This is a genomic window from Thalassoglobus sp. JC818, from assembly GCF_040717535.1.
Lineage (GTDB): Bacteria > Planctomycetota > Planctomycetia > Planctomycetales > Planctomycetaceae > Thalassoglobus.
In genome coordinates this window covers 88,626-114,942 of sequence record NZ_JBFEFI010000004.1, presented here as the reverse complement: position 1 = coordinate 114,942, position 26,317 = coordinate 88,626, and the positions used below count along the sequence as shown (strand labels likewise).

Here is a 26,317-nt window from a genome sequence, read left to right as displayed (position 1 = left end):
TCCAAGGGCCAAATTGTCTCGAAGGCGATCGACTGTTGGATCTTCGCGACGACTCCGCATTCACTCGGAATCGAAGCTTCGATGTTTGCTCTGAAAACCCTCCAGTCTCGACACATCAGCGTAGCAGAATTTGTTTGGAATGTTTACGCGACGCGCGGCGCAGAAGCTGTCTGCCGGGAAGAGAAAACTGTTGGCCCTTTGAGCAGGGCGAAGCATTCGGCCAAATTGATTGAGAAATAAAAAAGTCTTCGAGTGGACAATTTGACCAACTCGAAGACTCGCACGGTACTCCCTACTTTCCCTTGCGAGAGAGGCGATCACTTCCCGACAGGAAAAGTTGAAAATTTCGAGAGATTGCGGAAAGTCGCATCACCAAACGAATTCGATCACTCGATCGGTTCGACGTCCCAGACAGCGATGTGGGCCAGAGTTCCGATGGCGGTGAGTCGATTTCCGTCCGGGGCGAATCGAATCGACCGAACTCCAGCAACGTTGGCGACGAGTGAGACCTGTGGCTGCCAGGTCGCTGTGTCCCACAGAATGACATTATCGTCCATTCCGCCGGTTGCGAGAGTGAGTCCGTCCGGCGAGTAATCGAGAGACCGAACAGCAGAAGCATGGACAGTCAGAGAGGCAAGTTCCTCAAGCGATCTTGTGTCGTAAATTCGCACGAGTCCGTCCGTCGAACTTACGGCAAAGCTGGAACCGTCCGGGGCATAGCGGATTTCGTGGAGTTTTGAATCACCGCTTTCGACAGAGCCAATTCGCTCCAGCGTGTCCGGATTCCAGCAGTGTATGTTTCCACCTTCGTCTCCGGTCACAAATCGCTTTGCTTCCGGTGAGAGTGCCATTGTCGAGCCGAGAGAAGTATGAGCGGGGAGTTCCTTGAGGATCGTTCCATCGTTCAGATTGATGATGATCAAGTTTCCCTTTTTCGTCAGACCGTACACAATTTCCCGCTTCTCGCAGACGACGCAGTCGACGATTCGTTCTTGCGTGATTGTCCATTTCAGTTCAGCGTTGTCATCAGTCAGTGTCCAGCATTCGCATTCTCCTTTGGCGAGAGTTCGAATGACCGTGGAACGCTGGGGAATGTATTCGAGATCGGTGACAATGCTGCCCCCATTCGGCATGAGAGGCGTCGACGTTTGATCTTCAAAGTTGAACGTCGAAACGTACCCATGCGTTCCTCCAGCGATGAACATTTTATTCGGAGCGAGGAAACGAATTGTCCCGAGACGTTCTTGGGGGTTGGGAACCAATCGTGGTAGCTGTGGCGGATCGGTTCGATAAATCTTGATGTTGCCATCGTGGTCAGCAATAGCAACGCGATCGGCCTGATAGGGGGTGGTCATGGCTCGAATGTTGGAGTCTTTGAGGTGAAGAAGAATGCTGTCTCCTTCGACACCGACGAGTTCTGCTCGAACGCGCGATGCGATCCCGAATTGCACCTTGGGAGTTGAGATCACCACTGGAGCGAGATGAGGCCCCGCGTTAGTGGAATAATAGATCTGCTTCTTCCTCACCAGATCCCAGGCGACGAGATATCGAAACTTGCGCCCTGCGAGTAAATAGCGTCCGGTGTTGTCAAAGCTGGATTGTTGAAGTCCCGCGACGCCCAACTCCATGTACTCCTCGGCGATTCCGGTCGTGGGATTCAGTTGATCGACAAATCCGCTGGCGCTGACTGTCCCGATGTTTGAGCTTCCGAGATCGAAGGTGATTCCGATGATGGGAGAACTCCTCACGAACATGCGCTGGGAGACGCTCGAAAAGTCTTCACTCCAGACTTCCACCGTTCCGTCGTTGTAGCCGATGGCGAACTGGTTCTCTCGGTTGCAAAACATGGCAGTCGCGTGGACTGGAGCTAAACCGACGAGAGGGGTTTTTGTTTCGGTTAAAGAGTCATATCCGACGAGCCCTTGCTCTTCTTTTTCGTAGACGATCCGACGGCCGGTCGAATCTGTGACAAGCAACGTGTTCGGCGACACGCGATCTTTGACAGCCCACAGCAGTTCAAGATCGCTGGCCCGTCGCATTTCGATGGCTCCGATGCTCGCCAATGCAATGCGTTCACCATCTCCTGAAAAACTGGCAGCGATGATAGGTCCTCTGTCCCAGCGACCCTCGGTAATGAGCCAGTCAGCTTTCTGTTTCAGAATCTTCCACGCGAATCCACGCATCTCCGGAGCGACGGAATTTGGATCATCGAGAAGTGTTTGAGAAAGCTGCGGGTTGTTCTCAGTGTTTCGAGACGCTCGCATCATTGTTGCGTTGGAAATCGCCCGTTCCAATCGAGTATTCGAGTCGTTGAGGCTCTGGTTTGCGTCCTCGAGGGCAGAGGCGTGACGCGAAGCGAGACGGGACTGTCGTTCTGCCCGTTCGAATTCGTAGTTCAAACTCGTGAATGCAACTTCCAGGGATTCGGATCGTTGCCTTGCAATGACGTTCGAAATGGTCGCGACGATCAAGCTGACCATGACAAGAGTCGCTGTGATTCCGGTGAATGCTGCTTCGCGGGGATGATGCCGACCCCATCGCAGCAACGCCCCTAAAGCCGTCTGACGACGTGCGAGGATCGGACGACCTTCGCGGTAGTTTTTCAGATCGCTGATGACATCTGCAATGGAACGATAACGATCGCCCGGATCCTTCTCGATCATCTTCATGACAATCGTTTCCAGAGTCTTCGAAACCGAGGGCAGGACCGTGCTTAGCGGAGTTGGTGGAGTGGAGAGAACGGTGTTGGCAATCTCGATCAGCGGTTTGTCGTTGACGTCGTACGGAAGCTTGCCCGACAGCATCTGATAGAGCACAACTCCGAGGCTATAGATGTCGGTTCGGATATCGATCAGGTTGTATTTTTCGGAGTATTGCTCCGGGCTCATATAAAGTGGAGTGCCGACAAACCGAGACGACGTAGCCGTCGCGGCGATTGAATTCGCTTCCGAATCAATGAGCCTTGCCAGTCCGAAGTCGATGACTTTGACCTTGCCGTTCGTTCCGACAAGGATGTTGGACGGCTTCAAGTCGCGATGAATGACTCCATTCTTGTGAGCGAATTGCATCGCTTCAGCAATCTGGTCGAAGAGTTCGAGCCGCTCTTTCCGACTGATCTGATCGCTGACTGGTTTGGTCAGCAGTTTCTCAAGCCGTTCGCCCTCAATGTATTCCATTGTGTAATAAGGCTGTGGGCCGTGACCGATATCTGCGAGTCCAGCTTCGTAAATTCTGGCGATCCCGTGATGAATTAGTGTCGCGAGTAGGTCAATCTCCAATCGAAATCGTCGCTGAATGCTCTCGTTGCAGTGAGAGAACATCAAAATCTTGAGGGCGACTTTTCGTTTCGGGAGGAGTTGGTCACAGAGATAGACATCCGAGGTTCCGCCACGACCGAGGTGATCCACCACGCGATACGGGCCGATCGACGAAATCATCTGCTTCTGTTCGACCGGAGCCGCCGGCGAGATGAAGTAGTCGACGTTGGTGAGAGCTTCGATGTATTTGTCGAGATCAGCGAGCGTTTCGGGCGGAACGGGGGAGGGCCAGTTCGCACACAGCTCTTCGGCCGTCACGTGATTGCCCTCATCGCGGAGTTCTTCCCATCTTTCCAGAAGCTGATGAATCAGCTCGTACGATTCCGGTGGGTAGAGAGGAGTCTCCGAAGTGCTCATCGTTCGGGACCCTAATGCTGAATCGAATTCGATTGACGATTCAGGGGGATGGGTTGCCTTCCGAGTTCAGTCAATTGGTTGTAAAGCCGGAGGCGGGCATCTCGCCAACGCCGTTGAATCGTCCGAACGTTGATTCCCAGAAGTTCGGAGGCTTTCTCCTGAGTGAGATCAGAATACCAGAGCAGGTCGAACATCTCCTTTTCCGGACCCGGCAGCTCTTGGACTGTTTCGTGAAAAGCGGTCCAGTCGTCCAGCGTCAACGAAGAAGAGTTCGCTGGCGGAGTGGCGGGGAGTTCCGAAATCTCGTCCCCGTGCAGGGTTTCATGATGTGCGAGAGAGTTCCCCTGAGCGCGATATCGCTTGGAGAGGTCGAGCAAGACTCGACGAATCTGGAGAGCGGCCAGCCGATGGTAATGCAGCTCAGTCAGCACTTCAGTCGATTCCAGAGCTTTATGAAGTCGAAGAGATGCCTCTTGAAGCACGTCGTCCGTTTCTTCCCATCGCCTAACCGTTGGAAACTGCTCAAGCATTCTGCTCGCCAGTTTCCGCATCCATTCTTCATGAAGGGCTAGTCGACGATCTTCAACCACGAGTGTTCAAAACTCCTCTTCTGAGCGTCTATGGAGTTTGACCAAGGCTGCCCGATTGTAGGACCAGCGACTCAGGAAAGTCAAATTGAGAGACTCTTCGACGCATGATTCACGCAATTGACATTGTTCTGATGACGCGAATCGAAGAATGTTGATTCGTTGGACGTCTGCTCAATTCCCATTTGTTGACCACCGAATCGAAACTTCTCTACGAACATCACATGCAAATTCCAAGGAGAGTCTTGTGTTTGTCCGCGTGATTTGTGCTGCCGTTCAAAACGCCTTCTCTCAAACAACTGGGCAATTCGCTGTTTTCGTTCTACTCGCATTGACCGCGATGACGTTCTGTCATGGCGTCGGTGTGGGAAGTGATGAGATTCCATCCGACTCGGGCAGTTCCCTTTCTCCCAGGCCGGGGGGGATGGTCTCCTTGAGTCAATTCTTCGTGGAGCGGGGAGCAACTTACTTCGAAACGGACCCGCACCGTGGACTCCCCTGGTTCTGGGCTGCTTATCAGTCAGAGGGTGAAGATCCCCAGAAAAGGGCTGCTCATCAGTTCCGGCTGGGGTTGTTGATTCGGGATCTCCCGCGTCTGGCCGGGTTTTGGCCGAGAATCCGGTCTGCGGATTTTTCACCCGATGGAAGGTTTCTCGCAGTCGCCAGCGGAAAAACAGTCACCGTTTATGAGCTTCCGTCGGTTCGTGAGGTCTGTGTTCTCGAACATCGGTTTGATGTCGTGAAGTTTATCTTCTCACGTGGCTCTGATCGGATAGTGACGGTGTCCCAACATCAACAAGGGGTCCCTCTCGGAAGAGTATGGAGCCTGTCGACCGGAGAACCGCTCACTGAGATGGTGAATCTGCAAGATCAACGCTACGGATTGAAAGGACATTTGGACGTCAGTTTTTCAGGAGATGACTCGAAAATTATCGTCATCGAATCACAAATGACAGGCCGTTGGCATTCGAAGATTCGGACTCAGGTTTTCGACAGTGAAACGTTGAAGTCTCTCTCTCCTGTTTGGGGGCATCATGATCAAACAGACTACGGAGATTATTCTGTGCGGAGCCCGGATGGGCTGCGAATTCTAGTTCCGCATGGAGTTCGACTCGACGATGCACAGGTCACTCAAGACGGAAGCGGAGACTGGCCGGATACCATTCTTCCGCAGCATTACGATCTGCTCACAGCAACAGAAATTCACGACCCGCTCGATCAAGTCCTCGAGTTTTATGCGACTCGTCAGATTCTCTATCACCCGGATGGATCGATGATCGCTACCACAGACAACTCCACTGTGCGAATCTGGAATGCGCTGACGGGGGAACTGGTGAACGAGTTGTCGGTTCCTCCGCTCTATCAACCACACGTCTGGCTGCAATTCCATGAGAACGGGCAGCACTTGTTTGTTGTTGGTGAGGATCGAATGCTTGCTTACGATGTCGAGGCTGGGGAGGTCGCCCAAGAGTGGGAGGGAACAGGACTTTCGCTCAGTCACGGAGGACGGTACTACACCGAAGATTTTCCGTCGCGACCTGAGACCCATGTCAAAAGAGTCCGCTTGACACTGGAGGATCAAGATGGGTCGCGCCCGATCAGGATTCCAAAGAGTTGGAGTACAAGGTTCTCTCCGAGAGAGGATCGATTTGTCAGTCGCGGCGCCAGAGTGCGACTCTTCGATTCTTGGATGGATACGCCTCAACAAGTTTTCTCAACGGTAGACGGAACGCCAGATTCTCCCCCGTGGCGTTTCGACGGGACCCATTTTGAACAGCCGTTTTCGAACGACTCTCGTTTCTTGCTGACCATCGATTCGCACGGAATCTGGCTTTGGGATCTCGAGAGCCGGAGTTCAATTGTCGAAAATTTTCCGGACGATCAACCCAGAGAAATCGTCGCAGCGACTGTGAATCGTCAACGCGACGTCGTCGTATTACTGGAAGAAAACCGCAGAGTGTCCACATGGGACATACAGTCCTCTTCGAAAGTCGGAACTGAGTTTGAACTCGTCCAGCACAACAAGAATGGAGACGGAATCTCCTGGGCGAGTGTGATCGTTGACGCTGAGAGCAAAACGATCTGTGCGATAGGTCATTACTTTGAACCGCTACCTGAAGATCGATTCCTCTACGTGAGTGTCCTGCAAGTTCATGATGTCGCCACCGGACACCCAACGACGGAACTGATTGCTTTCGACCAGCCAAGTGATTCGGTTCTGACTGGTGTGAATTTTCTGGACAATGGAGCTGAGTTGATCGTGACGACGAGAAATGTTGTGGACGATCAATACGTTCGCACTCAACTCTATCGATTCGATCCGTCGAATGGGCGACTGATCGCGGCCGTGAGAGAGCTTCCCGGAGATGTGACACTCGTCGACGGCTCTGTTCACTCGGAAGCAGTTCTTCTCAAGACGGAGATGAACCAGACGGAATCGAACGACGCTGGGAATCTGAGCCTTCAATCAATTGAGATTGAACGTGGAAGCCCGGTTTCTGAGCCCATCATTTCCAACATGTTCAAGTCCGGTCCTGTGACTCTCTCTCCCGATGGAAGATTGGCCGCCGTTGGGGGGCGAGAAATCTGGGACATGCAAACCGGCGAGTGCATTTTCACAGTCGAAGGTACAAGATCCGGTGCGAGTGCAGGACCTGTCGGTTTTGACCCTGATGTCATGGGAGCCGGAGACTGGACTGCTAACGGACAAACATTTCTTGTGTTGAACAATACAAATGGTGGCGACTCACCGGGGCAGTCACAAACGCGAGTTTTCCGACCTGTTGAAGATGTGGAAGTCTGCCCTCCGATCACACATGTTCAGACAGATGCCCGCGCGACTATTACCGATGCGGAAGGTCAAATTCTCGTCGCTGCCAAGGATGGGATTCGGCTTTGGGACTTGAATACGGGGCAGCCGATTTCACGGCGCTTGATCAAAGACTCCGTTGACTGGCAATCCTCATCCCTTCGACCGTTCTTTTCGAAGGGTGATGGGAAACTGCTGTTTCGGACCAATGCCGGAATTCGCAGCATTCCGTGGGCTCGGTTGAGGAATGAGATTCCATCTGACGAGGTTCTGCGGGCGTGGTGTCTCGTTCTTTCCGATCGCATGGTTGATTCCTCGGGAGGACTACGAAGAGTCTCCACGGAAGAAATCGAGCAGGCGTGCGAACTCATTCTCTCTTCACAGGCTCTGGAATAATCAGTCTCGAAGGTGGACACGGTTCGCGTGAAAAACGTCCGAATCGGAAATGTCACCGCTGGTCAAACCATCTTCGCGTGTACAATAACGGTTGCAGAATTCATTGCGTCACCGGTACGGATCGACCTGTGGTCTGGCCTCAGCACTAAACCTTATTTCACCGGCGGATCGCGTGAAAGATTGCATGTCCAATTTCAGCTGCGAATGACTCGTTGTGTTGAGCATCGAGCGAGCGTGACAAGCAGTATTGAGTTTCGACTCCGAAGCGTGATTGAATTGAGATCCGTCGGAGTCTTCCCGTGGATCGCGAAAGTCGTGACAGATGAAAGGTGAGAACATTCAAATTCCCGATGACTTTGGGGGATCGGTGCGTCTCTTTCCGCTTCCGGACCATGTTCTGTTTCCCGGGAACATTGAGCCACTGCATCTCTTCGAGCCTCGGTATTGTGAACTGATCGAGGCAGCACAGCGATCCGATTCTTTGATCACGATGGCGACGCTGACGAATTCTGGAGATGACTCAGGAATTGGAACTCCCCCGATTGCACGAGATGTGTGCATCGGCAAAGTCATCGCGCACAAGAAGAACGAAAACGGAACTCATGGGATCGTGCTGGCAGGTCTGACGCGTGCGCGAATTCAGCGTGAATACCCGCTCTCTCACATGTATCGAGAGGCGGAAGTGGAGATTCTTCCGGAGTGGGAACCCAATGCTTCAGCGAGTACGAAGCGATTGTTCGACTTTCTTGTTCAGGAGTTCACCGGACTGCTGAAGAGTCGAACGGGTGAAGATCCAGACTTGCCCAAGCTCGGCAGTAATCTCACTCTGCGGCTGCTCACAGATTTGCTCAGCTTTCATCTTCGATTGGATCTGCAGACGAAACTGAAACTGCTGGCTGAACGCTGCGTACTGACACGGGCGACGAAGCTCGCCGAAATTCTGCATCAACACCGCAGAGATAGTGGCGAACTCTACGAGCCCGACTTCAGTTGGAACTAAAGCAAGCAGCTCTCTCAGGTGCACTCACTTCTGCGATCTCACTCACTCGAAAGTTGAGTTCGCTCATGAGAGTCAGTGCAAACTGAATCAGAAAACGTTCTCGACGCTTCGCACTTGTCGTTTTGATTTCTCGAGCAGTGTTTGCGGCTCTTCCGGTTTCAATGAATTCGCGAATGACGCATGCATTCAGTGATCAACTTCGCTGAGGGTGAGAGTTGTTCGGGAATTGTTCAAAGCTGCTCGCTGAGCTGTCAGGTTCGCCTGGCTTGTGCGTAATTCTTCTCTGACGGGTTGAGTCTTTTCAACGGCTGTTCAGTGAATGTGGAGAACTTGCGGTTCGTCGTTCTGTCTGTGAGATGTCTTCGGAAACTTCCAATTCGGGAGTTGTGCTGTCGATGAACATGACGAGATTGGACGACCTTGTTGAGTGTGAACGCAATCACTTGCACGATGGTCATTTGCGATGGCAACGACGTTCAAAAACGTTGTTGAAGTCGATGAGGAATCAGCTGCCGAAGATGCGTTTCACACACTTTTTCAACACGAGTCTGTTCCGCTTTGATGAGGAGTTTGAACTATTTCGCGGATTCAATCAGGCCATCCACTTTCGAAAATAATTCGTGGAACTTCACCTTCCTTTTACAATTGACGCCGGGATTTCGATCAGTAGTATCGCGTGTGTTGAGTAAGTGAATCCATCCACGAGCGCCGCCATTACGGCGGGCTCTTCATCCATTTTGTGACGCGAATCTTCTGCTTTCGCGATTCTCCGCGCTTGCACCGCGAAATCGCAACGGAGTGCAGTTTTGATCCCTCGAAACGCACGTTTTACCATCCGGCTCAGGTAGAAGGTACGCGCATGGAAGGGTTGCACGATGCCGCCCGAACGCATGTCGGTTCATCAAGAAGTTGAATCAATCCAGAAACACCTCGAAGACCAGATTGGGTCAAAGCGCTATGAGAATTGGTTTGGAACATCGACGAGACTGCAGGTTCAAGAAGCAGAGTTGGTCGTCTATGTTGCCAGTCCGTATCTTGTGAAATGGATTCAGAAGAAATTCGGAGTTCAGCTCGGAACTGCTGCTGCAGAGGTGATGGGGCCATCCGCTTCCGTTCGTTATGAAGTCGGTTTCGACATCCCTCCGGTCGTTTCAGTCAAGACACCGCAGGCAGACGAACCAGCGGGGAATGAACAAGCATCGTCCGGTTCCAACGGACAGATGACTTACCATGCCCAGCCTTCGACACCGAGCGGATCGAAGAAGCAGTACAGCACCTATCGAGCGACGACTGAATCGAACGCGACAAAGAAGCGTCGCATTGGCAAACGCTCTCGTTCGTTGACTGACTTTGTTGTCGGTCCATGTAACGAACTTGCTGTCGCCGCAGTCCATCAAGTGGTCGCAGAACCCGGTTCTGTCTCTCCGTTGTATCTCTATTCCAGTGTCGGAAATGGAAAGACTCACCTTTTGGAGTCGATCTATTTGAGGCTCCGCAGAGAAGCTCCTCATCTTCAGGTTCTAAACCTGACGGCCGAGCAGTTCATCAACTATTTCACGCAAGCATACAGCGCAAAATCACTTCCTAGCTTTCGTCAGAAATTTCGCTCAGTCGATGTTCTACTGGTCGATGATGTCGATTTTCTGGACGGCAAGAAGGCGACGCAGGAAGAGTTTCTACACACCATTAAAGAGTTTGAACTTGCAGGCAAGCAGGTTGTTGTCACTGCGAATCGACATCCACAACTTCTTGCGAAGACACCTGACGAATTGTCGAGTCGACTTGTTTCCGGACTGGTATGTCGACTCGATCGTCCCCAGTTGGAGACTCGCCGGGAAGTCGTTCGTCGACATTCAAAGCGACAAGGCTGTGAGATTTCCGAGTCGGTTGTGGAAGCGGTTGCGAATCGTATGACTGGAAGTTGTCGCGAGTTGGAAGGGGCTGTGAACATCCTTTCCACCTGGAGTCAGATGACGAAGAAAAAGATCACGGTCACCATCGCGAAGAAGCTGCTGAGTCAACTCGAACGGGATTGTTTACGCATCGTTCGTCTGGCGGATGTTGAAGATGCCGTGTGCGGACTGTTTGGTGTGGGAGAGGGAGTGCTGAAGTCGAAGACTCGTAAGCAATCCGTCGCGCAACCTCGGATGCTTGCGATGTACCTCGCACGCAAGTTGACTCAAACACCCTACAGTGAAATCGGTCAGTACTTTGGTGGACGGAATCACAGCACCGTGATGTCGGCAGAGCGAAAGATCGATCACCAGTTGCAAGAGAGCGGCGTGATTCGCATTGCCTCAGAGACTTGGCAACTGCAGGATCTGATCGATACCTTGAAGGACAGAATTCAAGCTGGCTAAAGCATCGCACGTTCTGGTCTTCAGGAATTCGCCCGATCAACCGAAGCGTTCATTCCATCAAGCCAAATTCAGCCAGTGCTGCGAACAGTTGAACGACGTTTCATCGCCAGAACGTTTCATTGCGAGTGAGTAACATGTCAACGTTCGCTGTCATTCTCCCGGCCGCCGGGAAGAGTACTCGTTTCGGTGGGGCAGGGCGAAAGAAACCGTTCATCGATCTCAACGGACAGCCGGTGTGGGTCAGGGCTGTTGAACCGTTTCGGGCGAGAAACGATGTTCAGCAAATCGTCGTCGTCGTTTCCGCATCGGATGTCGAATGGTTCCGCGAGACGTTCCAAGCTCAGTTGAAGAGACTGCAAGTCTCGGTCGTTGAAGGCGGAGCTGAACGCATGAACTCCGTTGAGAATGCGCTGAGGTCGATCTCCGACGAGACCGATTTCGTCGCTGTGCATGATGCCGCCCGTCCGATGATCAGTCCTGAAGTGATCGATCGGGTTTTTCAAAAGGCAATCGAAAGTGACGCAGCAATTCCCGGAGTTCCGATCTCCAGCACGGTGAAGCGAGTTGCGGAACATTGCATCGTAGAAACGGTCGATCGCTCCAGTCTCTGGGCTGCCCAGACGCCACAAACCTTTCGGAGTTCAGTCCTTGTCGACGCTTATCAGAATCGTGGAAACAATCTCACGACCGATGAAGCTCAACTCGTCGAACGAACTGGAAGGGCTGTTCACGTTGTTGAAGGTGATCCGCTGAATCTGAAGATCACGACAAAGGAAGATTTGTTTCTCGCTGAAGCCATATTGCAGCACGAATCGCGTCGGTCTGACGCTTCCTCGCCCACCCCGTTTAACGATCGGGCTCCTGGTTCATAGTGGGCAACCTCTGAGAATTTTCTCTCTGTCAGATCCTTTCACTTGACGAATTGTGATCGACTCTCAATTAATATCCGCTTCTCAGTGAGGAGATTCGGAAAGACTTCCAGCTGTGAGCAATTTCAAAAAATTGCCAATTCCTCCGGGGGCATACCGCTGTTTGCGGCAACACGTTATGGTGTCCCAATCGCTGAGGCTGGAGACAGGAGAAAGATATGGTCGAATGTAACGACCCGATGATTGATGCCAAGGGGCTGAGCAAATACTACGGTCCGTTCATTGCCACAGAGAATGTGACGTTCTCTGTTCCGAAGGGGCAGATTGCAGCGTTCCTCGGGCCGAACGGAGCAGGCAAGTCCACCACAATGAAACTGCTGACGGGGTTTCTGACACCCAGTGATGGAGAAGCCCGCATCGGAGGCTTTGCAGTCGCTGAAGATCGAATTGCCGCCAGCGAGTTGATCGGGTACCTCCCCGAAAACGGGCCGCTGTACAACGAGATGACCCCGAAAGGGCTGCTGAAGTATCTCGGTCAGGCGCGCGGGTTGAAGGCATCCACGCTCAAGAGCCGGATGGACTACGTGGCTAACAAATGCTCTCTCGGCGATGTCTGGGGAAAGCAGATCGGGAAGCTGTCTCGCGGGTATCGTCAGCGAGTCGGAATGGCTCACGCTCTGCTACACGATCCGGAAGTTCTCATCCTCGACGAACCGACCAGTGGTCTTGATCCCAATCAGACCTTTCAGGTTCGTGATCTGATTCGTGAACTGGGCCAGTCCAAAACGATCCTTCTCTCGACCCATATTCTTTCAGAGGTTGAGGCAGTTTGTGATCGAGTGATTCTGATCAATCGCGGAAGAATTGTGCTCGATGGCACCGTCGATGAGATGAAGGGCGAGTCCGGAAATATGGAAGAGCGCTTCCGGGAATTGACTGGCGGAGTTTGAAACGCTGGTCTTGTGAAACAACAGCAAGTGGGTTGAGTGCCATGACTGTCTGGCACGGTCAGTCGAACCTTGTTTGAAACCAACAGATTGTAGAGTCGAGATGCGCAGCAACGTGATCCTCGCAGTGTTCAAGCGAAACGTAACCAGCTACTTCTCCGGAATGCTCGGTTACCTGTTTATCGTCGTTTTCGTCGTCGCGGGAGCGTTTCTCGCATTCAACGAAGACTTCTTTGCTGACAACCTTGCCAACCTGGATCAGCTGAGCGCGAGGTTTCCGCTGCTGCTGCTGTTCATTGTCCCTGCGATCACCATGACCGCCTGGGCAGATGAGAAGAAGCTCGGAACGGACGAGTTGCTCTTCACTCTGCCTGCGTCAGATTTTGAGATTTTGATCGGGAAATATCTCGCGGTCTTGTCGGTCTACACCGTTGCATTGATCTTTTCGTTGACGCATGCGTTTGTGTTGTCGATTCTGGGGAATCCGGATTGGGGCCTGATTTTCACAACCTATCTCGGCTACTGGCTGGCAGGAGGCGCGTTGCTGGCTGCGGGAATGTTTGCTTCTGTTTTGACGAGCAGTGCAACCATCGCTTTCGTGCTGGGCACCGCGATTTGTGCGATCCCGATTTTCATCGATCGGATCCCTGGAATCTCAACTTTTCTGCACGACACGCTCGGCATCACTGAACCGCTCGGCGTGAGTGGTCACCTGCAGGGATTCACTTCAGGTAAAGTGACATACAGCGGAATCTTCTACTTCGTGGGGCTGACCGCGTTCTTCCTGTATCTCAACTCAGTCGTCATTGCCCGACGGCATTGGGCTGGCGGAAAGAATGCCAAGGAGATGGGGGCACAATACATCATCCGAACTGCTTGTCTTGCCATCGCATTGATGAGTTTGACTTATTCACTCGCTGTGGCGGGCATGGATGTCGACACGACTTCGGAACACCTCCACACGCTTTCGCCGACATCGCTCGACATTCTGAAAGAACTGGACGATGAACGTCCGGTGACCATTCAGGCGTTTATCTCTCCGGAAGTCCCGCAGGAGTATGTGCCTGTCCGCAAAGAGTTGATCGACAAGCTGCGTGAGTACGACAAGCGAGGCGGAAAGAACATTCAGGTCCGTTTTGTCGATGTCGAACCCTATAGCGAAGCGGCCGAAGAAGCTGGGAGTCTGGGGATTGAACCGCGACAAATTCAAAGTCAGGACAACGGTCGATTCTCAGTCGAAGATGTCTATCTCGGGGTCGTTATGTCGAGCGGATTCGACACGGTCATTATTCCGTTCTTCGATCGCGGAACACCCATCGAGTATGAACTGACCCGCTCACTCGGAACGGTCACAACGGAAAAGCGACGTCGAGTTGGAATTCTGGCAACCGACGCCAACGTGCTGGGTGGGTTCGATCAGCAGTCATTTCGAAGCCAACCGGAATGGCAGATTGTCAGTGAACTTAAGAAACAATACGACGTCATCGAAGTTTCTCCTGATAGCCCGATCGAAGCGGAAATTGATGTTCTCATCGCCGTTCTGCCGTCTTCGCTGACGCAGCCTCAAATGGACAATCTCGTTGCTTATGTAGAATCCGGGAATCCGATCCTCGTCTTCGATGATCCCGTTCCGCGGTTCTTCCCTCCCGGTCTGCAAGGGGCACCGTTGGAAGCCAAGCCAAGTCCTGGTGGAGGCATGTTTGGGATGCAACAGCAACAAGGCGAACCGAAGGCGGACAACGGTTTAGCGACCAGCCTCCTCGATGCAATGGGCCTTCGATGGGATGTCACGGAGAGTCTGTTCGATTTGACAAATCCTCATCCGCGATACGCCAATGTTTTCCCGAAGGAACTGATTTTCCTCGCGGACACAGAAGAAGATCCTGAATCACAACAGATTCCTGACAATCCAATCTCTTCTGGGCTGCAGGAGATGATCGTGTTCTATCCCGGTTTCATTGAGCGAGACCCGAACACGCAGCTCGAATTCATCGAGTTGCTGCGTTCTCGAAAGTCGAGCACCGGGGTGAGCATGTGGGATCAGATTACGACTCCCGGAATCTTCGGCGGTCGCCAGCTTCGCCAACCTGATTTCTATCGTGCCGATGACGAGTCCTACGTGCTCGCTGCGATGGTTCGTCCGGAAGGGGCCAAGTCTCCTGCCGAGATGGACGAGAAGAAAGGCGTGTACGGAATCTTTGTGGCGGACATCGATATGATCAACGACGTCATGTTTGACGTCTGGCAGCGTCAGATGTACGACCTCAAAATCGACAACGTGCTCTTCGTGTTGAACTGTGTCGATTACCTGGCTGGCGATGAACGATTCATCGAACTGCGAAAACGTCGTGCAATGCACCGCACGTTGACCGCTCTTGAGAAAGAGAAACGAACCTTCGAACAGCGCCGCAGCGAAGAAGTCGAAAAAGCAAACGACGAAGCAGAAACCGCTGTTGAAGAAGCCAAAGAGCGACTCGATGGAGTTCTGGAAAGCTTGCGAGAGGAAATGCAGAAGGGCAACGTCGATGCAGGTGCCATTCAAGTCCGACTGCGAAATGCTCAGGAAGCAGAGAACAGAAAACTCGCTCAAAAAGAAAAAGAGATTGAACGCGCAAAGAATGAGCGCGTGCGGCGGGTTCGGATTGAGACCGAACAGGAAATTCGCAAGATCGAACGCGGTTTCTGGATGCTCGGAGTTTTGATTCCTCCGATTCCCGCGATCCTGCTGGGAGTCATCGTCGTCGTGGCCCGTCTCTTCTCAGAGCGGAAGGGCATCTCAGAGGATCGCCTGCGGTAATTCGAACTCCAGAATCATTCACTTTATTACTCGCCCCCATGAGGGTTATTGATATGACTCAGTCAGTTAAAACACTTGTCTTCGCCGGAGTGGCGCTTCTGTCGCTGGGCGTCGGTTTCGCAACCCATCGCATCTATAAGCCCGCAGATCTAGAAGGGTTTTCAGATGTCGGAACAGAATTCTTTCCGGAATTTGTTGACCCGAATGCTGTGACCGGGTTGAGAGTTGCATCGTTCAACGAAGAGACCGGGCAGACCGATCTGTTCAGTGTTGAATTCAAAGACGGAACGTGGCGAATTCCTTCCCATCACGAGTACCCGGCGGATGGCGAAGATCAACTTGCCACGACGGCCGCGTCAATGATTGGTGTGGAACGTCAAGCCCTCGTTGAACGTACGAAGGCAGCTCACAAGCGTTATCAATTGCTCGACCCGCTTGATCAGGAGAACTCAGCGAGTGAAGGTTTCGGTGACCGAATCACGTTGTCAAAAGGCGAAGAAGTCGTCGCTGACTTCATCGTCGGGATGCCAGTTGAGGGGCAGGAAAACGTCTATTACGTTCGGGCAGCGGGCGAAGATCGTTTCTATACTGCCAACCTTGGCGAGTTCGAAATCTCGACGAAGTTCTCGGACTGGATCTTGCGAGACATTCTCGACGTCGAACGCAACAATGTTAAAGAGTTGATCGTCGATCGTTATCAGGTGGACGAAGCTCGTGGTGTGGTTGTTCAGGGGGACCGATTGGTTCTGACCCGAGATGGCGCCCAGGCAGACTGGAATCTTGACGGGTTGGATGAAAAGACAGAAGAACTGAACGCCAGCAATATCAACGCGATGCTTCTGGCCCTCGATGATCTTTCGATCGTTGGGGTCAGAAAGAAACCGGATGGAATCAGTGCTGACCTGAAAGCCGAAGCGGGAGTTTCGATTACCGCTTTCGATATGCTCGATCTTCAAGACAAAGGATTCTTCATCGATCAACGTCAGGGGCGAATCCTTTCGAACGAAGGAGAAGTGCTCGTTGGTGCCAACGATGGAGTCCTGTACGTTCTGCGATTCGGAGAAGAATTCACCGGAACCGACGTCGACATCGAAGTCGGAAAGAAAGCCACCGAAGATGGAGACGACAGTAAAGAGTCATCCGACGAAGAGAAGTCTTCAGAAGAGGCATCTGACGAAAACGAAGAGGTCGAAGCAGCAGACGGCGAGACAGAAGAAACATTGGATGATCTGACAAAGAGCCGCTACCTCTTCGTGACTGCCCAGTTCGATCCAGCATTGCTCGGTGAAAAGCCAACTCCACCTGTTAAGCCGGAACCTCCCTTACAAGACGCTGAGGCAGAGAAGCCAGAAGACTCCAATGGCGAAGCCAAAGCGGATGGTGATGAAAACGCCGAACAGAGTGAGGGTGATAAAGAAACCGACAACGAAGCTTCAAAAGCCCAAGAGGAATACGAAGCTGCTCTCGCCAGGTATCAGGAAGATCTGGAAGTCTACGAGATCGCTCTGAGAGACTACGAAGAGAAAATGAAAGCGGGAGAGGAACGAGTCATCGACTTGAATCGCCGCTTTGCTGACTGGTACTACGTGATCGGGGCGGATGTTTTCGACCGGATGAAATTGAACCGAACCGACCTCGTCGAAGCGAAGGAAGTACAAGAGAGCACACCTCCCGAAACTGCCCCGGAAACAACGACACCCGCTCAACCGGAAATGACGAAACCGGAGTCTCCTGAAGAACCAACTTCCGAAGAGACAACGACTGATCCTGAAGCTTCTCAGCCGCAGTCGGAGAATGAAAAGCCGGAAGAGACATCGGAGCCTGTCGATGAGGAAAAAGAGAGCCCTTCAACTGAAGGTGCTCAACCAGACAGCGCCAACCCGGAAAGGCCGCCTCAGCCTGATCTTCCTGAAGAGTCTCCAGAGAACTCAGGGGAAGCAGGTGCTTCCGATCAGCCTGAATCGACAGAGCCAACTGCGGAGGCCTCCGATGAGAGTGAAGAGTCGTCATCTGAAGAGAGTTCCAATGAATCAGGTACTGACGACTCGGAACCTGAATCGGACTCATAGAAAAAAGTTCGTCGCGATTTCGAAACAACACGTTCTGAGCCAATTCGTCCATGGGTTCAGAGCGTGTTCTGCTTTGATGTCAGCGATTTACGCGAGCGGGCTTTGGTGCGTCGACATTTGGAAGCCCGAAGGACCGCTGAGAATTTTTTCGAACAGGTTGGAACAATTTCAAATTTGGTTTGCACTGACTCACTCAAGCCAACTCAGCATTCGAATGGGTGAGACCTCGCAAGCGAGTGCACAGGAAAGAGCAACTTGCTCTAGAAGCGGGCTTGCCGCTGAGAGAGGTATTCGACGAGGGCTTTATCGAAACGCATGCTTGTGTCGATCTCCACAAAGTCGGCACCGACTGAAAGGCAAGCCTTCTTGTATTGGGAGCGAAGATCGCTGACTGCCTGGAGATAGTCTTCGCGAATTCCGGCAGCGTCGACCATGATCTTTTCCCCCGATTCAGGTTCTCGCAGGTCGACCATCCCGGAAAACGGAAAGTGGACTTCAGCTTCATCCAGAACGTGAAAGATAATCACGTCATGTCCCGCGTATCTCAGCATCCGGATCGCGTCGATCACCGGTTCAGGATCGGTCAGCAGGTCGGAGAAGAGCATCACAAGGCTCTTGTTGCGGACCATCGCTGCATACCGGTGCAGATTCTTGGCAATTTCCGTCGGTCCAGTTGGCTGAGCCTGCGACAAAAGTGCGAGAATGTTTCCGAGTTGTGAGCGTTTACTTTTCGCGGGAAGGCTGGCCCGGATCGTTTCGTCGAAACTCATGAGACCGACCGGGTCTTGTTGATGCACCATCATGTACGCCAGCGCAGCTGCCAGGCAGATGGAGTATTCGAACTTGGTCAACTCCTGCCGGTACGTGTACGCCATGCTCTCGGACAGATCCATGAGCAGATAGCCGGTGATGTTGGTTTCGGCTTGATACTTCTTGACGTAATAACGATCGGTCTTCGCGTAGACGAGCCAGTCGATATCTTTCGGATCGTCTCCGTCGGAGTATCTGCGGTGTTCGCTGAACTCAACGCTGAAGCCGTGAAAGGGCGAAGCATGCAGTCCGGAAAGGAATCCCTCGACAATAAACTTGGCACGAAGGTCCAGACGAGCGACGTTGCGGATCACTTCCGGTTTCAGATATCGCTCGGCCGACGATGTCATAGGGATTCAATCAGTCTTGTTCAGTGTTTTCTGTTGTCACATTCGAAATGAAACGTCGACGATCGTCTGCACATCGTCACGCGTCGGGATTGACGAATCGAGCATCTGTCAGATCGTTCCCACGGGCAAAGGCGTCTGAAGGCATCGGGCGTTTTCCAGCCGGTTGAAGTTCGAGCACTTCCAAGCTGGAGTCACCGGTTTTGACCAGCAGGCGATCATCGATGATACGCAGATCCCCCGGATTGAGTGAAGAGAGATGCTTCTGATCCTCTTCGCGAGCCGGTTGAACTCGCAGAATCGAAATCCTGAGATCAGCTTTGTCCGGTCGTTGAAAATGCGTGACCGCCATCGGCCAGGGCTGCATTCCTCGGACATGCCATCCGATTTCTTCGGACTTGCGGGTCCAGTCAATCCAGCCTTGAACTTTTTCAATCTTCGGAGCGAACGTAACAAGATCGGCATCCTGCACCGTTTCTTGAGCAGTCCCGGCATCGAGTTGGTCCACGACATTGAGAGTCAGTGGAGCAGCTAGAATAGCCAGTCGATCGTGGAGTTCCCCGCTGGTTTCCTGTGGTCCAATCGGAGTAGCGACAGTTCCGAGGAGCGGTCCGGAATCGAGTTTCGGTTCAATGCGGAAGATTGAAACGCCCGTTTCAGTTTCGCCGGTCAAGACTGCAAATTGAACCGGGGCTGCGCCTCGAAACTTGGGGAGCAGAGAGCCGTGGATGTTGATCGCGCTCAGTCGAGGAATCGACAGCAGTTTTTTGGAGAGGATTTGTCCGTAGGCAGCGACGACGAACAGGTCCGCGTTCCAGTCTTCAAGCTGCGCCAAAGCTTCCGGTTGATTGACCTTCTCTGGCTGAAAGACAGGAACGTCAGCGGCGACTGCGAATTCCTTCAGCTTAATGACGTGCCGATGATGACCGCGGCCGGTGCGGTCGGGTTGAGTGACGAGACCGACAATTTCGTGTTGTGATTCGATCAGTGTCTGGAAGCTGGGAAGCGCAAATTCCCCGGTTCCCATGAGTGCAATCCGTAAAGCCATTGATTTGTCCTGCGCGAGTTTCGGCGTCTTCTTGACCCCGATGTTGATGAGCTGGTTTGTGTTGTAATGGGATCGATATTTGGGATCGATTGGTGACGTTGATCAACGATTGAATGGACGTCGAATCGACCGGCGAGTCCCTTACGCCCGGTGTCTTTCGATGCCTTCGATGGGGCCATCCGGTGAGTCTGTGGGGATATCTCTTTTCAGGATTCTGAACGGTGCCCGGCCAATCGGGGCCCCTCCGTTGTGGAAGTGAATTCCCTTATACAGGTAATGGTCCATCGGACGATGAGTATGGCCGAAGTAGACATGTTCGACGCCGGATGATTTCCCGTTCCCGATATTTTCGAGGTAACTCAAGATTCGGGCAGCAACACGTTTACAGGGATAAACTGCCGGAGGAGCGAGGCGATGCAGCTGAGCTTTGATGGCGACATCGTACAGCTTGTTATGCAGTTCAGTGCGATTTCCGTGGGCGAAACTCTGACGTTGTGATTCCAAACAAGCTGCGGTCATGGTTTTGTCTGCGACGTCTCCGTGTAGGAAAAACGTGTCTCCCAACCGGTAGTAGTACCGACTCCACTCGAACGTCTTCAGTTCTTCAGCAAGGTAGGGGAGTCTCTGAAGAAGCTCTGGATGATCGTCGTGATTGCCGAGCAGAAAGTGAACGCGGCAGTTATTGGTTTCTTCGTTGAACTTTCGAAGCCATTCAACAGCAGCATGGGCTGTTTCGTCTTCCGTCCGATAGATCGACCATCGGAAGTCGAAGATGTCGCCCCCAAGAATACACACGTCTGAGTCGAGGGCGGCTTCGACGATTTGGTCGTGATACTGATCCGCTGTCGATCGACGTGCGAAGAGATGAAGATCGGACAGGAAGCTGATTCTTGGCATGGTGGAGTTGTGAATGGCAACAGTTCAGGTGACGAAGTCAACGACATTCGAAGAGTTGATAAGTCCGAAGCGACGGAATTGGCGATAAACTATGAGTCTGAGATTCCATTCTCGAGCTCAACGAATTCCGGTTCCGGAGAACTTGATGCCGAGAGGGTTTTCAACATGGCAGGAGCGGATGCCTTGCTGTGATCTCGTCCTTGATAGGCATCGAAGTCGTTGAAGAAATGTCGCTTAGCGATTCGGTATGCCCAGCTCTTTTCCGGAACTGCCAAATCAGCGTTGTATTGTGATGGGCGAATTTTCATCTGTTCGAGTTCGGCGAGCGCCGTTTTTCGGACGGTCCCGTCTTCTGCGTGATGTGACTCGACAAGATTCTTGAGGAGGTCCGGTCGCTCGAGGACGATGCATCCACGCGTCGTGTCCCGAGCGAGTTCACGGAAGTCCTTCAGGAACGGAGAATCCAGTTTCTCGGCCAGAGTCTTCGACTGATCGTGTATGGAATCCTGCGTGAACTGAATGATCGGGCAAGGCTCGATTCCGCCCCAGGGATTGATGTGATGCGTGATTCCCGTGGCGGCTGGGCAAAGGGCCTGTCCCTGATGGTCATAGTAAGCGTCGACGAAAATGATCGGCTTCTTGACGCGCATGTCGACGACGAATTTCCGAATCCGCTGCTGCTCTTCTGGGCTCAGGCACAACTCCGGAGATGAATCCGGTCCCATCGGGCGATAGATGTGGAACCAGGTGTAGAAGACGCCCATTTCGATGAGCCGATCGACCCACTTCTCGGTGACTAGGTCATCGAGGTTGGTTTTGCAGACACTCGTGCAAACACCGGTGAAGATTTTGTTATCCAGACAGTTCTGGATTCCCTGCATCGTCTTGGACAGGACCCCTGTTCGACCGCGACGTTCATCGCTGACGATCTCAGATCCTTCAACACTGATCAGTGGCGTGACGTTGCCGAGTCGACGCAGTTCCCTGGCCACTTTGTCGGTAATAAAGTGTCCATTGGTGAAGACCTGAAAATAACAGTCAGGATGATTTCCCAGAATTTCCAGAATCTGCGGGTGCATGAATGGCTCGCCGCCGACGATTCCGAAGAAAACGTTTCCGTTCGCTTTGGCTTCGTTGATGAGACGGTCCATGGCCTCGACATCGATCGTTTGCTGTTTTGCTGATACGTCCACCCAACAACCCTGACACCGTAAATTGCAGGAATTGATGATGGAGATGTAGAGAAATGGCGGAAAAACCTCGCCCTTCTTCAGCTTCTTCTTGAAGCGTTGGACAGATCGGGCACCTTTGATGCCCATGTTCCAGAACAGTTTCCAGACGAGTCTTTTGTCTGTTTCCAGGAGAAGGCGTTTGGCCATCTGGAAGTACATGTCGTGACCTTTCTGGCGGTCTTTTATGGTCTTGTTCGAAAAATCCGGTAAAATTGCGTCCGGGCTAGAAGTTTTCGCGACGGAGGACCGTTCCGAGCCTGATTGTATCCCTGAGGATCGTTGCTGAGCAACTGCCACGCGGGCAGAGATCGTCGAGTGCGATCGAAACCCTGGTGACGATGTTCAATATCCACGAGAACCGAAAGGAGTGGGTCGGGGCGCCTCATTCCGGATTTCAGTCAATAATTATTGTTGATCCTGCCTGAATCTCCACAGACAACACATCATGACTTAACGACTGTTAAGGAAGATGCCGATTTTGAGAATTGCCTCATCGTTCCACCGAGTTTACGAACGACATGACCACCGACCGGAAACCAACTTCTCCTGAATCCAGATGGATCTGGCCATTCGAACTGCTTGAGCAAATTGGCGAAGGCGGGATGGGAGTCGTTTATCGAGCGCGATACGTCGTCAACGGCCGCGAAGTCGCTCTCAAGATGCTTCCATCGGATGTGAATGATGAGACTGCACTCGCACGTTTCGAACGTGAACTCGAAGTGCTTAAGAATCTGAAGCACCCCAACATCGTCCGTTGCTTCGGCGGGGCCTGCGAGAATCGCCGTCGTTTCTACGCGATGGAATTGGTCGAGGGAGGTTCTCTCGAAGACAAGCTCCAAGAGAAGAAGCAGTTTCCCTGGGAGCAGGTGATCTATTTCGCTTTGCAAATGTGTGATGCGCTCACCTGTTCGCATGCAGCTGGAGTGGTACATCGAGACATTAAGCCGGGAAACTTTCTACTCGCGCACTCCGGACAACTCAAACTCAGCGACTTCGGTCTGGCATCAGTCGCGGATTCGCGAAGAATCACTGCTGCGGGAAAAACCGCCGGAACATTTCTGTACATGGCTCCGGAACAAATCCGCGGGCAGGAGATCACAGACAAAACTGACCTCTACGCTCTCGGTTGTGTTCTCTACGAACTGATTACAGGGACTCCGCCATTCATCGGAGAAACACCCGCTGCCACATTGCACATGCACTGTCAGAACATGCCGGTGCGGCCCAGCGAGAAGGCACTCGATTGTCCCATCGCGCTGGAGAGAATCATTCTTCAGTTGCTCGAGAAAGACCCTGCCAACCGACCCGAGTCGGCTCAGGCGGTGATGCGGCAGCTTCGATCGGTCAAGCAATCGGTCGTCGTGACGCGTCCGACTCCAGAGGAGATGCACGATCGACTCCGCACAGGCAGCGGCGGAACACGAGCACAGGCGAAGTCGCCCAAGTCAGGCGTTCCGCTTCCGAGTCCTGTGGCCCCGACGAACTCTGTCCCGAGATGGGTGGCGATCGCGCTCGGAATTACGCTTGCCTGCTCTTTGAGCTGGAACATTATCCAGGTGGTTCAACGGCATTCCGGGGACCATGGCGAGATGCTGTGGGTGCGCGCCGCACATCATGCTGATCCAGATGTCCGAATTGTCGCAATTGAATCGCTCGGGACGATCCATCAGAGATCCGGGCGGCATCTCTCTGTTCTAGAAACAGCCTTGCAAGACATTGATCCCGAGGTGCGTCAACAAAGTGCCCACGAAATCGGACAAGGTGGTCGACGCTCTCGGCATCTCATTCCGGTTTTGATTCGCATTCAGAAAAACGACGCGGATGCACGTGTGCGTGATTCTGCAAATCGCGCTGTTCAGAATCTTCAGGGGACCGTTCCGGAGACGAAGCCTGAAGAAAAATCGTGGATCGGCTGGGCTGTTGCTGTCCTGCTGACAGGAGTCACGACGCTCGGCATCTATCACTGGTTCAAGACGTCGAGCGTACCTCGCACCAGCCCCTTGCCGTTCCGACACGCTTAGTCTTTGTCAGCGTCTTTCTTGTCAGCGTCTTTCTTGTCAGGTTCCTTCTTCTCAGGTTCCTTCTTCTCAGGTTCCTTCTTCTCAGGTTCCTTCTTCTCAGGTTCCTTCTTCTCAGGTTCCTTCTTCTCAGGTTCGGGCATCGGTGGTTCGACAGGGGTCAGTTTAATTGCTCCGACGACCTGGGCTTCGGGAAGGGCTTTCTGAAGTTTTTCGATTCCGGATTCTGTCACCTTAGACTGCCACAGATACACGCGTCGCAAGCTCTTCAGTTTGGCCAGCTCGTCAATCCCTGCGTCCGTGACGTTCGTTTCGTAGAGGTTCAGATAGACGAGGTGCTTCAGCCCTGAGAGGTGCTTCAGCCCCTTGTCGCCAATGGCTGTCTTCTCCAGATGCAGCTTTTCGAGCGAGTCCAAGCCAGCGAGGTTGGCCAGGCCGTCGTCGGAGATTTTGGTTCCAGCGAGATTAAGCCAAGCGACATTTTCCAGAGCGGCAACCTGTTCCAGGGTTTGATCAGTGACATCTTGATCCGCCAGGTGCAGCGTGACGTCCAGCCGTGGGTCATTTTGGGCGATGGCCATGACGTTGCCACCGACCTCTTTGATGGCTTTCACTGCCGGTGCTTTCTCATCGACCGGTTCGTCAGCGAAAACGGAACTCTGCAAAGACGCAAGTAATGCCAGAAGCAACAGTTGTTTGGACATGTTTGCATTCTCCCTCTTCAGAAACATGAGCGTGTGTCTCAATGAAAACACGTTGAGGAATACCACCGTTCAACGACAACCTGTCAGGATAAAAATCTGACCAATCTTCGTAAACGGACCACTGGAAGATTGTTCTGCCGGGTGATGTGACAGTCAAAGTATCCTTCTCGCTGTGATCGGAACAATCGTTACGGAATGGCCAATTCAGCCAGTGTCTTCAATCTTCCCAACTCACTTCTTAATTAAATCTTGGGTAAACCTGTTGCGTGTCATGGGAATCTGCAAAAGTCGTGTACTTCTCGAAGGTTTGATTGAAGTTCCGCGCCTCCTGCGACACCATGGTGCAGAATAAAGTTGGATCGACCAACGACACGACGCAACTCAATGCAATGACTCCAACGGGACGACGTAATGTTCACTCCTGACCTGGCCAGCTTCGAACTTCGAGAATGTGCCGACTTGCCGAAGAATACACTCATGGCTCCGCTTCCTTTCATCCGGGAGATCCGATGTCTGCTTGGCAACATCGGAATCGATATGGTGATCGGAACTGAGGAAACCGTGCTCCTCTCTTCAGACGTTTTCGAAGCCTTCCGCAGCTGGGATGCTGTTCAGGACGAGCCTCAAGTTGACACTGACGAAGACAACCACTGGATGAACTGATATCGTTTCCTCAGTCAAACGACTTGCAGGACCTGTCGGCCGAATCGGTCGCTTCGTCTCTGCAGTCCGGATTGAAATGATTGAGGAAACACGATGCTCATCACCAGACGTAAGTTCTGTGAGATTTCTGTAGCCGCTGCATCGTCTTTGACGGCAGCGGTTTCTTTATGCGCTCCTAAGTCCCAGGCGTTCGAACTGAATTACATCGTGGCTTCTGCGATGTATGGAAAAAATCCACTTGAAACCATTCTCGCTGAACTTCCGCAGACCGGTGCAAAGTCCATTGAAATCTGGGCCGAGCGGCACGGAAACCAGCGCGAGCAGATCGACGAAATGGGCGAAGATCGGTTTCGCGAACTGCTCGACCAGCACGGCGTGAAACTCGGAAGTCTGACGTGCTTCAAATACGGCATCTTCAACATGCAGTCGGAAATGCAGCTCACCAAACGTCTCGGTGGAGACATGGTCATTTGCAATTCCGGCGGGAAGAAAGATCTTTCCGGAGACGACCTCAAACGCGAAGTGAAAGCGTTCGCTGAAAAGCTCAAGCCAACGGTTGAGCTTGCAGAAAGCCTGGAGATTTCGGTTGGGGTCGAGAACCACAGCGGCGGACTGATCAGTTCGCCCGAGTCGATTTTCATGCTGCTCGATGAAATGCCATCCAGCGCGATTGGTCTTGCGATGGCTCCTTATCACTTACCGCAAGATCCTTCCCAAATCGCGGAAATCATCCATCGGCTCGGTGATCGCCTCGTGCACTTTCAGGCATGGGAACACGGAATGGGCTGTACTGAGAAACTTCCCAAAGAGCAGGAAATGCTCCAGCTTCCGCATCGTGGGCCGCTTGATTTTGTTCCGATCGTCTCTGCTCTGAAAGAGACCAATTTTCAGGGACGAACGGAGGTCTTCATGCATCCAGTTCCGCGAGGAATTCCAATTCTTCCGAACCTCTCCGATGTGACTCGCGAAATCAAAGCGGGGCACAACTATCTCGAAGACTGTCTCGCAAAGAGCTAAGCTTTACTCGAGCAGCACACACTGAGAGATCGTGGGAAGTTTTCAGAGTTCACCCGGCCCATATGAGCCGGAG

The 26,317-nt window shown here is 52.7% G+C and carries 17 protein-coding genes; 10 read left to right on the top strand and 7 right to left on the bottom strand.

The genetic code is table 11. The features are described 5' to 3' along the window. Positions 1 to 386: 386 nt before the first annotated feature. Complete coding sequence (locus tag AB1L42_RS11540) at positions 387 to 3,674, bottom strand: WD40 repeat domain-containing serine/threonine-protein kinase (protein WP_367055086.1); 3,288 nt, start codon at positions 3,672 to 3,674, stop codon at positions 387 to 389. A gap of 11 nt (positions 3,675 to 3,685) precedes the next feature. Beyond that, a complete protein-coding gene (locus tag AB1L42_RS11535) occupies positions 3,686 to 4,225 on the bottom strand; it encodes an RNA polymerase sigma factor (protein WP_367055083.1) in 540 nt (179 codons plus the stop codon). 283 nt (positions 4,226 to 4,508) lie between these two features. Here AB1L42_RS11535 and AB1L42_RS11530 point away from each other — a divergent pair, with 283 nt between their 5' ends. The 7 genes from AB1L42_RS11530 (at position 4,509) to AB1L42_RS11500 (ending at position 17,508) form a co-directional block, all read left to right on the top strand. Next, positions 4,509 to 7,466 carry a hypothetical protein gene (locus tag AB1L42_RS11530; protein ID WP_367055080.1) on the top strand — a complete coding sequence of 986 codons (2,958 nt, stop codon included), beginning with the start codon at positions 4,509 to 4,511 and terminating at the stop codon, positions 7,464 to 7,466. 322 nt (positions 7,467 to 7,788) lie between these two features. Then, a complete protein-coding gene (locus tag AB1L42_RS11525) occupies positions 7,789 to 8,466 on the top strand; it encodes an LON peptidase substrate-binding domain-containing protein (protein ID WP_367055077.1) in 678 nt (225 codons plus the stop codon). 875 nt (positions 8,467 to 9,341) lie between these two features. Next, positions 9,342 to 10,826: a chromosomal replication initiator protein DnaA gene (dnaA, locus tag AB1L42_RS11520; protein WP_367055074.1), complete on the top strand. Its 1,485-nt coding sequence runs from the start codon at positions 9,342 to 9,344 to the stop codon at positions 10,824 to 10,826. Positions 10,827 to 10,960: 134 nt separating this feature from the next. After that, positions 10,961 to 11,698: a 2-C-methyl-D-erythritol 4-phosphate cytidylyltransferase gene (ispD, locus tag AB1L42_RS11515; RefSeq protein ID WP_367055070.1), complete on the top strand. Its 738-nt coding sequence runs from the start codon at positions 10,961 to 10,963 to the stop codon at positions 11,696 to 11,698. Positions 11,699 to 11,913: 215 nt separating this feature from the next. Further along, entirely contained in the window at positions 11,914 to 12,645 is a 732-nt protein-coding gene (locus AB1L42_RS11510) for an ATP-binding cassette domain-containing protein (RefSeq protein ID WP_367055067.1), read from the top strand. Between the two features lie 100 nt (positions 12,646 to 12,745). Then, on the top strand, positions 12,746 to 15,439 hold the full coding sequence (locus tag AB1L42_RS11505) for a Gldg family protein (protein WP_367055064.1): 2,694 nt from the start codon (positions 12,746 to 12,748) through the stop codon (positions 15,437 to 15,439). Between the two features lie 53 nt (positions 15,440 to 15,492). After that, positions 15,493 to 17,508: a DUF4340 domain-containing protein gene (locus tag AB1L42_RS11500; protein ID WP_367055061.1), complete on the top strand. Its 2,016-nt coding sequence runs from the start codon at positions 15,493 to 15,495 to the stop codon at positions 17,506 to 17,508. 260 nt (positions 17,509 to 17,768) lie between these two features. Here AB1L42_RS11500 and AB1L42_RS11495 read toward each other — a convergent pair whose 3' ends face one another. The 4 genes from AB1L42_RS11495 to AB1L42_RS11480 all read right to left on the bottom strand — a co-directional run bounded on the left by AB1L42_RS11495 (position 17,769) and on the right by AB1L42_RS11480 (position 22,001). Next, complete coding sequence (locus AB1L42_RS11495) at positions 17,769 to 18,668, bottom strand: DUF58 domain-containing protein (RefSeq protein WP_367055058.1); 900 nt, start codon at positions 18,666 to 18,668, stop codon at positions 17,769 to 17,771. 76 nt (positions 18,669 to 18,744) lie between these two features. Beyond that, positions 18,745 to 19,713: a methionyl-tRNA formyltransferase gene (gene fmt, locus AB1L42_RS11490; RefSeq protein ID WP_367055055.1), complete on the bottom strand. Its 969-nt coding sequence runs from the start codon at positions 19,711 to 19,713 to the stop codon at positions 18,745 to 18,747. Between the two features lie 141 nt (positions 19,714 to 19,854). Then, on the bottom strand, positions 19,855 to 20,610 hold the full coding sequence (locus AB1L42_RS11485; RefSeq protein WP_367055052.1) for a metallophosphoesterase: 756 nt from the start codon (positions 20,608 to 20,610) through the stop codon (positions 19,855 to 19,857). Between the two features lie 89 nt (positions 20,611 to 20,699). Next, on the bottom strand, positions 20,700 to 22,001 hold the full coding sequence (locus AB1L42_RS11480; protein WP_367055050.1) for a radical SAM/SPASM domain-containing protein: 1,302 nt from the start codon (positions 21,999 to 22,001) through the stop codon (positions 20,700 to 20,702). A 359-nt stretch (positions 22,002 to 22,360) separates the two neighbouring features. Between AB1L42_RS11480 and AB1L42_RS11475 the strand changes: the two genes are divergently transcribed. Further along, positions 22,361 to 23,863: a protein kinase gene (locus tag AB1L42_RS11475; RefSeq protein ID WP_367055048.1), complete on the top strand. Its 1,503-nt coding sequence runs from the start codon at positions 22,361 to 22,363 to the stop codon at positions 23,861 to 23,863. Here the strand turns inward: AB1L42_RS11475 and AB1L42_RS11470 are convergent. Next, positions 23,860 to 24,564 carry a hypothetical protein gene (locus tag AB1L42_RS11470; RefSeq protein WP_367055045.1) on the bottom strand — a complete coding sequence of 235 codons (705 nt, stop codon included), beginning with the start codon at positions 24,562 to 24,564 and terminating at the stop codon, positions 23,860 to 23,862. The two genes, AB1L42_RS11475 and AB1L42_RS11470, sit on opposite strands and share 4 nt — an antisense overlap. 411 nt (positions 24,565 to 24,975) lie before the next feature. Here AB1L42_RS11470 and AB1L42_RS11465 point away from each other — a divergent pair, with 411 nt between their 5' ends. Further along, a complete protein-coding gene (locus AB1L42_RS11465; protein WP_367055042.1) occupies positions 24,976 to 25,227 on the top strand; it encodes a hypothetical protein in 252 nt (83 codons plus the stop codon). Positions 25,228 to 25,320: 93 nt separating this feature from the next. Beyond that, positions 25,321 to 26,244, top strand: coding sequence for a sugar phosphate isomerase/epimerase (locus AB1L42_RS11460; protein ID WP_367055039.1), 924 nt, complete (start codon positions 25,321 to 25,323; stop codon positions 26,242 to 26,244). The last annotated feature ends 73 nt before the right edge of the window (positions 26,245 to 26,317 follow it).

Bases quoted from the DNA above. Each gene is read 5' to 3' on its own strand.
- ispD (WP_367055070.1), top strand. From the start codon at position 10,961: ATGTCAACGTTCGCTGTCATTCTCCCGGCCGCCGGGAAGAGTACTCGT.
- AB1L42_RS11470 (WP_367055045.1), bottom strand. From the start codon at position 24,564: ATGTCCAAACAACTGTTGCTTCTGGCATTACTTGCGTCTTTGCAGAGT.
- AB1L42_RS11475 (WP_367055048.1), top strand. From the start codon at position 22,361: ATGACCACCGACCGGAAACCAACTTCTCCTGAATCCAGATGGATCTGG.
- AB1L42_RS11535 (WP_367055083.1), bottom strand. From the start codon at position 4,225: ATGCGGAAACTGGCGAGCAGAATGCTTGAGCAGTTTCCAACGGTTAGG.
- AB1L42_RS11510 (WP_367055067.1), top strand. From the start codon at position 11,914: ATGGTCGAATGTAACGACCCGATGATTGATGCCAAGGGGCTGAGCAAA.
- AB1L42_RS11480 (WP_367055050.1), bottom strand. From the start codon at position 22,001: ATGTACTTCCAGATGGCCAAACGCCTTCTCCTGGAAACAGACAAAAGA.
- AB1L42_RS11495 (WP_367055058.1), bottom strand. From the start codon at position 18,668: ATGACATCGTCGGCCGAGCGATATCTGAAACCGGAAGTGATCCGCAAC.
- AB1L42_RS11525 (WP_367055077.1), top strand. From the start codon at position 7,789: ATGAAAGGTGAGAACATTCAAATTCCCGATGACTTTGGGGGATCGGTG.
- AB1L42_RS11540 (WP_367055086.1), bottom strand. From the start codon at position 3,674: ATGAGCACTTCGGAGACTCCTCTCTACCCACCGGAATCGTACGAGCTG.
- AB1L42_RS11460 (WP_367055039.1), top strand. From the start codon at position 25,321: ATGCTCATCACCAGACGTAAGTTCTGTGAGATTTCTGTAGCCGCTGCA.
- AB1L42_RS11465 (WP_367055042.1), top strand. From the start codon at position 24,976: ATGTTCACTCCTGACCTGGCCAGCTTCGAACTTCGAGAATGTGCCGAC.
- fmt (WP_367055055.1), bottom strand. From the start codon at position 19,713: ATGGCTTTACGGATTGCACTCATGGGAACCGGGGAATTTGCGCTTCCC.
- dnaA (WP_367055074.1), top strand. From the start codon at position 9,342: ATGCCGCCCGAACGCATGTCGGTTCATCAAGAAGTTGAATCAATCCAG.
- AB1L42_RS11500 (WP_367055061.1), top strand. From the start codon at position 15,493: ATGACTCAGTCAGTTAAAACACTTGTCTTCGCCGGAGTGGCGCTTCTG.
- AB1L42_RS11505 (WP_367055064.1), top strand. From the start codon at position 12,746: ATGCGCAGCAACGTGATCCTCGCAGTGTTCAAGCGAAACGTAACCAGC.
- AB1L42_RS11485 (WP_367055052.1), bottom strand. From the start codon at position 20,610: ATGCCAAGAATCAGCTTCCTGTCCGATCTTCATCTCTTCGCACGTCGA.